The organism is Bartonella sp. CR127HXZ (assembly GCF_042194555.1).
GTDB lineage: Bacteria > Pseudomonadota > Alphaproteobacteria > Rhizobiales > Rhizobiaceae > Bartonella > Bartonella grahamii.
In genome coordinates, this window is sequence record NZ_JBHIMZ010000013.1 from 53,953 (window position 1) to 66,699 (window position 12,747).

Below are 12,747 nucleotides of genomic sequence, written 5' to 3' on the forward strand. Positions count from 1 at the left end.
GTCCTGAATTTTTAGAGTCTTTTTTTAGTGCAAGTATTTAGAAGGATCGTATTGAATATGACGCAGATCAAGGAGATTTATATTAACGCTATAGCGTTAAAAGTCTTGTTTGTGCTATTTTTGCTATTATAGAGTCTGTTTAAGAAAATAAGGATGAGAAATAAAATGAAGTTTCAGGCGCGCGTTTTAACCCTTTATCCTGAAATGTTTCCTGGTTTTTTAGGGTATTCTTTAGCAGGGCAAGCTTTGGAGCGCGGAATTTGGTCACTGGAGACGGTACAGATTAGGGATTTTGCTTTGGACAAACACCATAGCGTTGATGATACACCTGCTGGTGGGGGGGCTGGTATGGTAATGCGGGCGGATGTATTGGCGGCTGCTCTTGATTTTTGTCCACAGGATTCGCCAAGATTGTTGATGAGTCCACGTGGGCGCCCTTTTGACCAAGCTTATGCGCATAGCTTGGCTCGTGATACGGGTGTAACGTTAGTTTGTGGACGTTTTGAAGGGGTTGATGAGCGAGTCATAGAAGCACGAGAATTAGAAGAAGTCTCTATAGGTGATTATATTCTTTCAGGGGGTGAAACAGCTGCATTGGTTATCTTAGATGCTATTATACGTCTTTTGCCTGGAGTGATGGGGAATGCAGCTTCTGCGAAGAGTGAAAGTTTTGAAAATGGCTTGCTGGAACATCCGCAATATACACGTCCTTCCCTTTTCGAAGGGCGGGGTATTCCGCCTGTGTTGCTCTCAGGTCATCACAAAGCGATCGCAGATTGGCGTCAAAGTCAAGCCGAATTGTTAACACGTCAACGTCGTCCTGATCTTTATGCGCGTTATGATAAAAATCATCAGAAAACTTGATTCATATGATAAGGTGGTGTATTGCATGGCTCTCTTTTTAGAGAGTTTTTTTATAAAAGGTTTTCTGTAGTTCCAAAATTAAATGAAGGAATGGTGTATTCGCTCCTGTGTAAGGCATAGCCTAAAGAGCTCCTTATTCTTAATAAAGGCTTTTTTGGTAAGAGTTGAGCGCTCTGACTGTTCGATAAAGAACATGAAGGATAAAAGAAATGAATATTATCGCACAACTTGAAGCTGAACAATGTGCAAAAATTGAAGAAAAGCGCCAATTTCCAGCCTTTCAGCCAGGAGATACAGTCCGTGTCATGGTGCGTGTGACGGAAGGTACGCGGACGCGTGTTCAGGCTTACGAAGGTGTTTGTATTGCGCGTTCAGGCGGTGGGTTGAATGAGACCTTTACAGTACGCAAGATTTCTTATGGTGAAGGGGTAGAACGGGTGTTTCCTGTTTATTCTCCGTTGATTGAAGGTGTTGAGCTGGTGCGCCGTGGTAAAGTGCGCCGTGCAAAACTCTATTATCTTCGTGGTTTGAGAGGTAAAGCTGCGCGTATCGCTGAAAAGAGAGATTATCGGAAAAAAGCTGAAAAGGTTGTTGAGAAAGTAGAAGCAGCAGCTGTAAGCACAGATGTTGAAAAGCAAGTTGCTGAGTAAAGATTATATCGGCTAAACTTTATGCAAAAGCGGCATAAAAGTCGCTTTTTGTGTCTTTTGTGATTCGTTTTGTCTTTTAAAAGGCTTGGAGGGGACATAAAAATGTTTAATCTATCAATTTTTGCCTCTTTTTATTCTTAATAACGGGTGAATTTAGATATCATTGCATATATCGTGGATACTCAAAAAGATAAGTTTAATCTGAAAAAATGCCTATTTATATTTGAGAAAAGATGTTAGACCTTTGACGTGAAGATAAAATTGTATTAGATTAAGGCGAGTTTTGCGGATTATATCCGTGGAGTAATCGGTTTTTTTATGCGTGACCTTTAATCCGTTATTTGAGACAACCGACCTGTAATATTGGTATCTTGAGATGCCAAACAAGTAAAAACGAGATAATATATTTAGTCGTTTTATGCGGACTTTCTCGTTCATTGCGGTTGCAGTAAAAACCAGGTCAGGATATTTTATGACAGAAACAACTAGGATAAAAGAGCGCCCTCGTTCCCCTCATATAAGTATTTATCGTTGGACAATTACTATGGCTATGTCCATTGCGCATCGCGTTACGGGTATGGCACTTTATGTTGGAATGGTCTTTCTTGCTGTTTGGTTAATTGCTATTGCTTGTGGGGAGGAGACATTCAGAACGGTTCACGAGATTTATAGTTCTTGGTTTGGATTGTGTATCTTGTTTCTTTATACTTTGGCAGGGGTTCATCACATGGTTGGTGGTATTCGCCACATTGTTTGGGATATGATGCCTTGCCTTTTGGCAAAAGAAAAGGCAACAGTCACTGCTTGGGCGACAGTGTTTATCTCTCTTATTGTTACTTTTGTAATTTGGATTATTGGATATAGCGTTGTTTAGCTGGGGGTGAAAAGAGATATGAAAAAAGACTTTCGAACGGAACTTGGAAAAGTACGGGGGCATGGGAGTGCTCATGAAGGAACAGAGCATTTTTGGCTACAGCGTTTGACTGGGCTTGTCAATCTGCCGCTTTTGATATTTTTTATTGTTCTTATTCTTTCGCTTGTAGGCAAGGATTATAGTATTGTGCGTGCACGGCTTGCACATCCCGTTGTGGCTATTTTGATGGGATTGATGACTTTTTCAGTCCTTTATCATATGAAACTTGGTATGCAAGTGGTGATTGAAGATTATATTCCACGTGAAGGTTTCCGAATATTCTTTTTGACGTTAAATATTTCATTTTGTTTTCTTATAGGTGGTGTCATTATTTTTTCTCTTTTGAAAATTGCATTAGGGGGTTAAACAAGTATGGCGGGTACAGGATCATCTCTGGGCGCTAGAGCAGGTAACGCCCCTTATCGCACTGTAGATCATAAATTTGATGTTGTTGTTGTTGGGGCAGGTGGTGCAGGATTACGTGCAACACTTGGTATGGCGGAACAAGGATTAAAGACAGCTTGTATTACGAAGGTTTTTCCAACTCGCTCACACACGGTTGCAGCACAAGGGGGGATTGCTGCATCGCTTTCAAATATGGGACCTGACAATTGGCAGTGGCATTTATATGATACCGTGAAAGGTTCTGATTGGTTGGGTGATACCGATGCAATGGAGTATTTGGTGCGTAATGCACCTGCTGCTGTCTACGAATTAGAACATTATGGCGTTCCTTTTTCGCGGACGCAAGAAGGCAAAATTTATCAACGTCCTTTTGGTGGACATACGACACAATTTGGTGAAGGTCCACCTGTTCAGCGTACTTGTGCAGCAGCTGACCGTACAGGCCATGCCATTTTGCATACGCTTTATGGACAAAGCTTAAAGCATAATGCGCAATTTTTTATTGAATATTTTGCACTCGATCTTATCATGACGGATGGGGTTTGTACGGGGGTTGTGGCATGGGATCTCGATGATGGTACAATACATCGTTTTTCTGCCAAAATGGTTGTGCTTGCAACCGGTGGTTATGGACGGGCTTATTTTTCTGCGACATCGGCGCATACCTGTACGGGTGATGGTGGTGGAATGGTCGCACGCGCTGGATTGCCACTTCAGGATATGGAATTTGTGCAATTCCATCCGACAGGGATTTACGGTTCTGGCTGCTTAATTACAGAAGGAGCTCGTGGTGAAGGAGGCTATTTAATCAATTCTGAAGGTGAACGCTTTATGGAGCGCTATGCACCTTCCTTTAAGGATTTAGCTTCACGTGACTTGGTTTCGCGTTGTATCACACTTGAAATTCGTGAAGGACGTGGCGTTGGACCTAAGAAGGACCATATTCATTTGGTTCTCAATCATATTGATCCTGCAATCTTGCACGAACGTTTACCGGGAATTTCGGAATCAGCACGGATTTTTGCAGGTGTGGATGTAACAAAAGAGCCTATCCCCATCTTGCCAACGGTTCATTATAATATGGGTGGGATTCCTACCAATTACTATGGGGAAGTTCTCAATCCGACGGCTGATTCGCCTGATCGTATTCAACCAGGGCTGATGGCGGTAGGAGAAGCAGGATGTGCTTCTGTTCATGGGGCTAATCGCTTGGGGTCAAATTCATTAATTGATCTTGTGGTGTTTGGTCGTGCTGCTGCCATTCGCGCGGGCGAAGTTATTGATCGGAATGCAGAAATTCCACCCATCAATGAAGAAGCTGTTGACGAAATTATAGCGCGTTTTGATCGTTTACGTTTTGCACAAGGGGCGATACCAACAGCTCTATTGCGTGAAAAAATGCAACGCACAATGCAAGAAGATGCGGCAGTATTCCGTACAGAAGATTCTTTGCAACAAGGATGTCAACGGATGAATAAAATCTGGGGGGAATTGTCTGACCTCAAAGTTACAGATCGTTCTCTGATATGGAATTCTGATTTGGTTGAAACATTAGAGCTTGAAAATCTCATGGCGAATGCAATTGTGACTGTTCATTCTGCACAAGCTCGTTTAGAAAGCCGTGGCGCTCATGCTCGTGAAGATTATCCAGAGCGTGATGATAAAAACTGGCGTAAACATACGCTTTCACATTTGTCAAAAGAGGGTAAGGTGACGTTATCATATCGACCTGTCCATGTGGACCCGTTAACATCTGAAGCTGATGGTGGGATCGATTTAAAGCGCATTGCACCTAAAAAACGGGTTTATTAAGGGGAGACACGAATTATGGTACAAATTAAGCTTCCCAAAAACTCTCAAGTCAAACCGGGGAAGGTTTGGCCTAAACCTGAAGGTGCGACAGAGCTGACAGAATTTCATGTTTACCGTTGGTCACCAGATGATGAGAATAATCCTCGTCTGGATACTTATTACGTAGATCGTTCTGCTTGTGGTCCAATGATTCTTGATGGGCTTTTGTTTATTAAAAACCATATTGATCCAACTTTGACACTTCGTCGATCTTGCCGTGAAGGCATCTGTGGTTCATGTGCGATGAATATTGATGGAATCAATACATTGGCTTGTACCAAAGGGATGGATGATGTAAAACACCCCATTAAAGTCTATCCTTTGCCTTCCATGCCGGTTGTTAAAGATTTGGTTCCTGACTTGAAGCGCTTTTATGCGCAACATCGAGTCATTGAGCCTTGGTTGCAAACAGTTTCTCCTGAACCTGCGAAAGAATGGTTACAAAGTCACTCCGATCGCCAAAAAATCGATGGCCTTTATGAGTGTATTTTGTGTGCGTGTTGTCAGACTTCATGTCCAAGTTATTGGTGGAACGGTGATCGTTATTTGGGCCCCGCTGTTTTGCTTCAAGCTTATCGCTGGATTGCGGATTCACGTGATGAGATGTGTGGTGAACGTCTTGATAATTTAGAAGATCCTTTCCGCCTTTATCGTTGCCATACGATTATGAATTGTGCGCAAACTTGTCCAAAGGGATTAAATCCAGCGAAAGCGATTGCTGAAATTAAAAAACTCATGGTTGAACGCCGCATTTGAAAATTTACTGATTGATGAAAATAAAGAGCAAGGTAGAAAATTGTATCTCCTTTTAGCAATTAAATCTCCAAAAGAGGGTCGGCTGCTTATGAAGACGTAGTAGCTATAATCATTCTAAAAGCGAAGTAATCCCTAAAAATTAAGCAATCCTTGTAGAAGCAATCCTTGCAATGGCTGAGTAGAAAACTCATAGTTGAATATTACTTTGAAAATTGACAGATTAATGAACAGTAAAAAGAAAAACAGAAAATTGTACGTGTTTTTTGCGCCTATTGAGGTTTGATCTCTAAAAATTTATTGGCTTTTATGAGGCGGTTACCACAGTTATTATTGCCTTTAAAAAGTCATTAGTCTTTCGGGTAAACTGTATTTTAAATAGTGTTCTATGTAAAAACAATAAAATCAATATGCCATGTGTTTTTATTTTTATTAAATTCGTATCAGAATTTGCACTTTAATACAGATTCAATTAATCATTTTTTATAAAAAAGATAACTCTGTATAAACATAGCACAAAAAATAAATGCTGATACAGATATTATAACGCATGTAAATTATTCATATGAAATACAAAGGAGTGATCATTATGACAGTTCGTCATTTTACGATACGTTTATTATAGTATCGAAAACATTGCTAATATTCATGGATTTGGAATTTTTGATAACATCATTTACATATATTTACATCATTTACATATATTTAAAGGTCATATTTTTTATTTTAAAGATTGGATTGTTAATCGCATTAAAAAACAAAATTTATAGTTCTCAAAAAATCGAGAACGTAAAATCCCTATCTATTGTAGAGATAGATCATACAGTTAAGGGGGAAGTAATTTAAAACTATTGTAACGTCATAGATTTAAATTCATTAAAGAGCAGATAAGACGTTTGAAAAAATAGCAAATTTATAGGTTTTTCTAAAAATTTAGAAAACGGTAGTAAGAATTTTAAGAACACGTGTTGCTAATGTGGAATAAGGAATCTTTATAGGTTTGTTTGAGTTGAATGAATTCAATCATCAAAGAAAACATGTTGTATTTTGATGAGTTTCGTAGGTTTTGATTTTATATGTTTTTATCTATAAAAATAGAGATTTCTAGGTTTAGGTCTTATTTATATTTCATTTTTTCTTGTATGTATGCTTAAGAAAGTTGTTTAAGCAGTAAAAGTGTTTTTTATTTTTCAGCATAAAAGATATTTCTTAACATGAAAGAGAGGTTTCCAAGAATTAACGGTATAATCAGTCATTGTTTTGGTATTTATTCTGTTGTGCCATAAAACACTATCGTGTTTAGTATGTGGTAATTAAAGTAGTTAGAAGGTGAAATCTGCTAGGCGAGGGGTGGATTGTTTGCAGGTTAGTTGCGTGTTAAGAGGCTTCGTCCTTTAAGGTATGATAGGTGGAGTCTGTTAGCCAATTACGTAAACTAGAGCGAAATCTACGTGGACAGGTTTTTAACCTAATCTCTCTTATATATTGTGATAGAAAATTCATTTTAATAAGGAGCACGACCGGTTACAGAAAAAAGAAATCATTGCGAAAAAACAAGCGTGCTTGTTTTAAAATTTTTAATGCGTCTGATCATAAGGGCACGCGAAATCTCCTGTAGTATCACGCAGACCTTTCATATTCTCGAGTCAAGAATTGTCCATATATCCTCTTCAATCTGATCTTCACGAATTGATGCAAGAGATGGGTACGAGTACTTGTAAGAATAAGCAGACGCAAAGCCAGTTGTATCATTATTGTTGCTTTGCAGAGTGTTTGATAAAAATCTGGAATATTTTTCCAATTCATTGCCGGTTTATTAATGACTTTATGGCGTTGTTTTTCTAAAAGAGCTTTTGCTGTTGTAGCTTTTACCTATCAGATGGGAGTTGAGAGTATTACTTATCTCTCTGTTGGCGTAATCTCTGAAACCGCTACACAGTCTCCTAATTTGGGGGGAATATGAAGCTGTAAAGGTGCAAACCAGTTTCCTTTTTTCAGTCATTTTTTAGTTCAGTTTTATGACTTTCAAAAGCGCCTAGAGTAATGTCTTTTAAATAATAGAGATTACGCATTGCTTTACGCTTTTGTTTCTCCCGTTCTTTAATAAGATCACAACTTTTATGCAAAACAGAACGCCTCAAACCAAATACGCTTGGCTTGTCAATTTACACGCTTGTTTTAAAGAAACCTTTCTTTAAGCTTCCCAAGCTCATTTCGCGACAGTGCTCGTGGATGGTATAATGGTAAAGTTCCGATGAATAATATAAAATTTATAGAGCATCTCCATCTTTACACTTCATAAAAGAGCAAGCTGGGTGCCATTAGACACTTTTCCAACTCCCAATGTTGCGACTTTTGGCATTTGGGACGGTTTATAAGAGGCATTTTTAGTGCTTTTTTATACAGTTTCATTCTACACGGCTTTATTCGCTTGTAATGTGCAAGAGACATGAAATGAGAGAATCCTACGGTACTAAGATCTTTTATCCAACATGCAAAATAATGAACACTCTTTATAAATCAATGTGATGCATCTTAAGAAGTGGGATTTTAGATCTGTGCTTTTAGGAATTTTCGTTTTTTGAGGCGCAGAGAAGAGAGCAGGAATATTCAGAGTAGAGCTTACCTTGTGTAATCTATGGATATCGTCTTTAGGATGGGGACATAAGACACGTGATATGGTTAGCAAAGCTTGCTTAAGAGAAATTTGGTTGTTTACGAACAGTCGGAGGTTAAGAATCTTTCTTCGTCCGAAGAAGACGTTGATATGCCACTATACTTTTTATTACCAAATAGAATGTGGTTTATAGATGCTAAATCGAAATGATAGTTTATTTCGTATGAGGTTTTCCGTATCTGGAGATTGTTTGGTTAAAAAACATATTTATTAATCACTTGAAAATAGCACTTAGAATTTTAAACGATAAGTTTTGGTCTTGATGACGATAATTATTTGTGATGATCGAAAGTACCCATTTTACGAAGCTTTCATTGATAGGTGAATCAAAATTTATTCTTTTCTTTTGTTGAAATATTTATTTTATAGCTATTTCTTTTTGCATCAAACATATCGTTTCAAAAGATAAATGGAAAAAATGATCAAAGGTAAGAAAATAGAGAGAGCCTTATGTATAATTTGGTTGTCTCATAAAGTTGTTGTCTATTAACTTTTTTCTTCTTTTATTCATGAAGAGTGTAGAAAATGCATTGGAGAAGCAAAGAAAATAGGGAAAGTTAAAAAATAGCCGTAACAATTAGTTACGGCTATTTTTTGTTTGCATCATATTACCGAGAGAGGAAGCTCCCCTTAAGCAATTTTTGATTTAGCAAAAATCGGGTCGTAAAAGACTTCAGAGAGTTTTCTATCTCTAAAGAACAACACTACGTCAACTGTTGTATAGAGAACGATTTTTATCATTTCTAACTCGAGTTGCCGGCCAACTTCTGATCTTTTAATCAAGGTGGCACATCGTTCAAATGTCTGCAAAGCGCTGTTGGCATGCGTTGTTGTAATCGATCCGGGATGACCAGTGTTGAGTGAATTGAGATATTCCCATGCTTCATTACCTCGCAATTCAGCGAGAAAAATTCGGTCGGGCGACTGACGCATACACGCATCTAGGCATTCTTCAGCTGAAACACGGCCTACATTATTACCATAAATCATATGTACATGATTGGGATGATTGGGTAGAAAAAGCTCATGAACATCTTCAATTGTGATAATACGCTCCTCTACAGGGACCTTTTCAATTAAAGAGCGAGCAAATGTTGTTTTACCAGATCCTGTCTTACCTGCAATAATAATGTTGCGTTTGTGAAAGACGCATTCTTGTAAAAAGTCAAGAATTTTTCCATCACGTTTATGTTGCAAAAGTTGAACTTCAAATGGCTCCAACCGTGTGAAGTCCTGCTTCGATAACAAGTTATTTGCTTCTTTTTGCGAAGGTTTGTTAAAACTTACGTCGGAGAAATCATCAAATGCACCTTCTTCTTTGAGTTCTTCTAACGTCTTAACTATAAGAGAATGTTTACGAATTACAAAGGAAAGAGCACCATCAACGACAGCTGGCGTTTGTATAATTGTACCACGTTGTCCACCAGGCAATAGCACATAATTAATACTTTTGGGAGCCATACCGTTATAAACGATAATAGCTGTAATGAGCGTTTGCAAAAAAGTGGTTGTTAACTCTGGTACGCTATGTACTTGCCAACCCTTAAAGCTTTTCGTCCATACTTCACAGGGGCGGCAAATCGATAATTCAGTGATCGAGGGATCTTCTAAGAAACAATCAAGCGGTTGTAGAAGCTGAAAAACTGCTTGATCTTTCTGTATCGGGTTAACGTGTGACAAGACTGTAGACATCGCTGAAATCCAGATCACGAGCAACAAAAATATTTACTCGTTCGCCTTGGTTTTTGTAAAGTGTTGGTGTGATATTGATGGAGTTTTGAAGAACATCGATTGCTATAGATTCAGCATTCTGAGCACCTTTATTTTGTGAGTTCTCTTTATTTTCTTTACTGATTTTACTAACTTTTCCTTTTACCCATTCTCCTAAATCACCGATAATGCTTACCATAATTGCACCACCAAATCTCTCCCAAAAGTGTCTATCAACCCAGCCACCAATACCCGCTTCACCCAGAGGACCTGTGCCAGGTGAGTCAAGATTGACAACAACACCAGAAGGCGTTTCGATGCGTAACCATTGCACAAACACACGCGTTTGTCCTTGTTGTATGCCACTTTGGTAAAAACCAACGACTTTAGAACCACGGTCAAGCAAAACAACACGACCACTTGTGGAATAAATATCGCGTGTTAAATGACAGGTCGTCATTCCGGGTTGTGATGTAATGATCTTTGTTTCTAACGTGCAATCTATTTGTGTTCCTTGCGTAATCAAAAAGTCACGGTTACGAAGTTGCACCGCATGTGATTGACCTAAACGTACGGGCTGAAGGTTATCAAATAATACGCCACTACCTCTATCATTATTCGATGCTTTGTTATTTGTATCTGTAGATCCTTCGCTACCACCGCTGTTAAGGCTAGAACTGAGCATACGTTTGCGTGCTAATTCTTCAGAATCTTGGAGCATATGTGGAGGAATGGCTGTTTGAAGAAGCTTACTCAAAGCCGGTGGAATATCCAGGTTTGAATCTTCTATTTGTGCTGATTTTTCTGCTTCTTCTACAATCTTCGGCTCTTCTATAATCCGAGGGACATAGTTTGGTATAATTTGCTGTACTATTTGTTGTGGTTTTTCTTCCTCAACTTCCACGGTATTACGCATTTTAAAAGCTTTCCAAGTCAAGGCAATCGGTATCGTTACTATGACAATAAGTCCTACCACTAACAATGCACGGGTACCTGGAATTGTCGGACGACGTTCAGAACCTAGTTCCGACCCTCCATAAGTACCTTCAATATGTTTTTGCTCGACGTTATCCAGTTTTGTACCTTTTCCCTCTCCTTCCTTATTGTCAAACATCATTTTCCTCCTTTATTGATACGATAAACCACCGAAGATACTGTCCCTGTTGTGTTTGGTACGCCATTGGGGTCATAGGCTTCATTAAAAACAGCTAGAGCGCGTTTACCAAGTCGTATGAGCCATTTAGGATTGACCTTATGAACGGCGATAATATCATTAGAACTGCCGATAACGGTGCGTGGTATTAAGCTTTCATTGCCTTCAGCATCTACGACATAAATCGATGGCATATCCATGTTAGCGGGAAATTTGAAGTAAGTAATACGCCCATTGTCCCAAGCATTTATCGGAGCAATATCTTGATGACCGCTCATAGTATAACTGAGATTATAGCCTTTGACGCTTTGGTGAAAACCACGTTCAATCGCAAGGCGTCGGTTGTTTTCTTCTGACTTTTCATCATTTGAATCGGGATAATGGAAAGCTAATTCATATGTTGATCCTGCACGGTCATTTCGAAACTGTAGTCGGAATTTGTAACTCCGTTTGTCAGTTACAACGATGAGATTGGTATTGGCAAGTTCTGCTTTTGGTTTAATAAAAATATGCCGCCCTTTATGAGCAAAGGCATAGGCTTCTGAATCGCCAAAGGCATGAGTGATATACTGTTCACCTTCTTCAAGAATAATATGTGTTGCCACACCAAGAACTGTTTCAATTTGAACCACATCGGCTTCGTTATATGTTATATAGCGAATGCGGTGATCATATTGTGAATTTGATGGACTTTTGAGCGCCTGCACAGGTACCGTATAAAGAGAAGAAAACGAAGACAATAGAACAACGAACGCAAGTTTTTTCATAACAATCAATTCCTTAATCATTTAACAGTATTTCTGGGTCAGAACGGTAACTTGTTATTTGAAAACCAAGGGGGTTAAGCAATCGATCAGATGATTTCATGGGTGCACCGACATAGGTGTAACCAATTGTTGCAATCTGGTGCTGTTTTGGTCCGGTAGTAGCACCGCTGCTGTCAAGTTGCTGAGTCGTAAAACGTACAGTTGCTTGACCGAGTCCATTAAGCTGGATTGATCGTACTTTGACTGTGATACGTGCTTTATTGGAAAGCACTTTGTCCCGTGCATTTTCTCCATCATAGATTTTATAATATTCTTGTTGAACAGATGCCGCACTTAAAAGTGCTGTTGTGTCATAGTTCAGTTGAATCGTATCGTAGTCGTAATTTTCGCGGTTAAGCACATATTGGTTTAGCCAATATCTATCTACAACTTCACCATAGCTTTCTTCGTGTTCACGCATGACTGAGATAACATCAACTGCACCCGTCGTGTTATCAACGCGCAATACTAAGGGAGTTGGAGCTGGTTGAGAAAACCCAACGACTCCACATATCATACCGAATAAGCCAAAAAGACCAACAGTACTCGCTACACGCCATGCCGTTCTGCGCGATCTTATAAATTCATTAATAAGATCACGTTCTAAGCCACGGCTTTCTTCATAATAACTGCTAAGTTGTTCGGCTTTCACTGGTTTTACTTGTTTTGTTTTCATCTGTCTCCTCGCTTAATTTCGGCAGGGATTGTTTTATTAATAGGCACACGGTTCCTATCATTGGGCTGTTTTAGCTTTGGTGCTAATACACAAGCCGATAAAAGGTTTGCAATCAAAATTATAAGAATGATCGACTTCATTTTAATATGACTCTTTTTACTGTTATATGCATCTTAATATTTATTATCATTATTATAATTTTGACACTAAAGTAAAGTGTATAGTTTGCGATAATTGATCTTTTCTTAATTTCATTTTTTAATTTATGAAAATAGCTCAATTTCAGTGC

11 protein-coding genes and 1 pseudogene are annotated in these 12,747 nt (G+C 38.8%); 6 read left to right on the forward strand and 6 right to left on the reverse strand.

From position 1 onward, the window contains the following. The first annotated feature begins 165 nt into the window (after positions 1-165). From trmD to ACFIKY_RS07675, 6 genes are all read left to right on the forward strand, one after another. Entirely contained in the window at positions 166-864 is a 699-nt protein-coding gene (gene trmD, locus ACFIKY_RS07650) for a tRNA (guanosine(37)-N1)-methyltransferase TrmD (protein WP_015857039.1), read from the forward strand. A 209-nt stretch (positions 865-1,073) separates the two neighbouring features. Next, a complete protein-coding gene (rplS, locus tag ACFIKY_RS07655; protein WP_375635295.1) occupies positions 1,074-1,514 on the forward strand; it encodes a 50S ribosomal protein L19 in 441 nt (146 codons plus the stop codon). Positions 1,515-1,986: 472 nt separating this feature from the next. Beyond that, on the forward strand, positions 1,987-2,388 hold the full coding sequence (sdhC, locus tag ACFIKY_RS07660; protein ID WP_015857037.1) for a succinate dehydrogenase, cytochrome b556 subunit: 402 nt from the start codon (positions 1,987-1,989) through the stop codon (positions 2,386-2,388). A gap of 18 nt (positions 2,389-2,406) precedes the next feature. Further along, positions 2,407-2,793, forward strand: coding sequence for a succinate dehydrogenase, hydrophobic membrane anchor protein (sdhD, locus tag ACFIKY_RS07665; RefSeq protein ID WP_375624899.1), 387 nt, complete (start codon positions 2,407-2,409; stop codon positions 2,791-2,793). A gap of 6 nt (positions 2,794-2,799) precedes the next feature. After that, on the forward strand, positions 2,800-4,644 hold the full coding sequence (sdhA, locus tag ACFIKY_RS07670) for a succinate dehydrogenase flavoprotein subunit (protein WP_375635294.1): 1,845 nt from the start codon (positions 2,800-2,802) through the stop codon (positions 4,642-4,644). A gap of 15 nt (positions 4,645-4,659) precedes the next feature. Further along, positions 4,660-5,439 (forward strand): succinate dehydrogenase iron-sulfur subunit, encoded by a 780-nt coding sequence (locus ACFIKY_RS07675; protein WP_375644314.1) that lies wholly within the window; start codon positions 4,660-4,662, stop codon positions 5,437-5,439. 1,374 nt (positions 5,440-6,813) lie between these two features. On the opposite strand, the pseudogene ACFIKY_RS09400 reads toward ACFIKY_RS07675, so the two are convergent. The 6 genes and pseudogenes from ACFIKY_RS09400 to ACFIKY_RS07710 form a co-directional block, all read right to left on the reverse strand. After that, a pseudogene (locus ACFIKY_RS09400) lies at positions 6,814-7,649 on the reverse strand (integrase). Positions 7,650-8,743: 1,094 nt separating this feature from the next. Continuing rightward, positions 8,744-9,805 (reverse strand): P-type DNA transfer ATPase VirB11, encoded by a 1,062-nt coding sequence (gene virB11 / locus ACFIKY_RS07690; RefSeq protein ID WP_375635292.1) that lies wholly within the window; start codon positions 9,803-9,805, stop codon positions 8,744-8,746. Next, a complete protein-coding gene (gene virB10 / locus ACFIKY_RS07695; protein ID WP_375661623.1) occupies positions 9,780-10,937 on the reverse strand; it encodes a type IV secretion system protein VirB10 in 1,158 nt (385 codons plus the stop codon). The genes virB11 and virB10 overlap by 26 nt, the downstream gene beginning before the upstream one ends. Further along, entirely contained in the window at positions 10,937-11,743 is an 807-nt protein-coding gene (virB9, locus tag ACFIKY_RS07700) for a P-type conjugative transfer protein VirB9 (protein WP_375635291.1), read from the reverse strand. The genes virB10 and virB9 overlap by 1 nt, the downstream gene beginning before the upstream one ends. Positions 11,744-11,756: 13 nt before the next feature. After that, the gene (locus ACFIKY_RS07705; RefSeq protein ID WP_375661617.1) at positions 11,757-12,458 is read right to left on the reverse strand and encodes a virB8 family protein; all 702 of its coding nucleotides are present in this window, start codon (positions 12,456-12,458) and stop codon (positions 11,757-11,759) included. Beyond that, positions 12,455-12,598 carry a TrwH protein gene (locus ACFIKY_RS07710; RefSeq protein ID WP_375661618.1) on the reverse strand — a complete coding sequence of 48 codons (144 nt, stop codon included), beginning with the start codon at positions 12,596-12,598 and terminating at the stop codon, positions 12,455-12,457. The genes ACFIKY_RS07705 and ACFIKY_RS07710 overlap by 4 nt, the downstream gene beginning before the upstream one ends. Between the last annotated feature and the right edge of the window lie 149 nt (positions 12,599-12,747).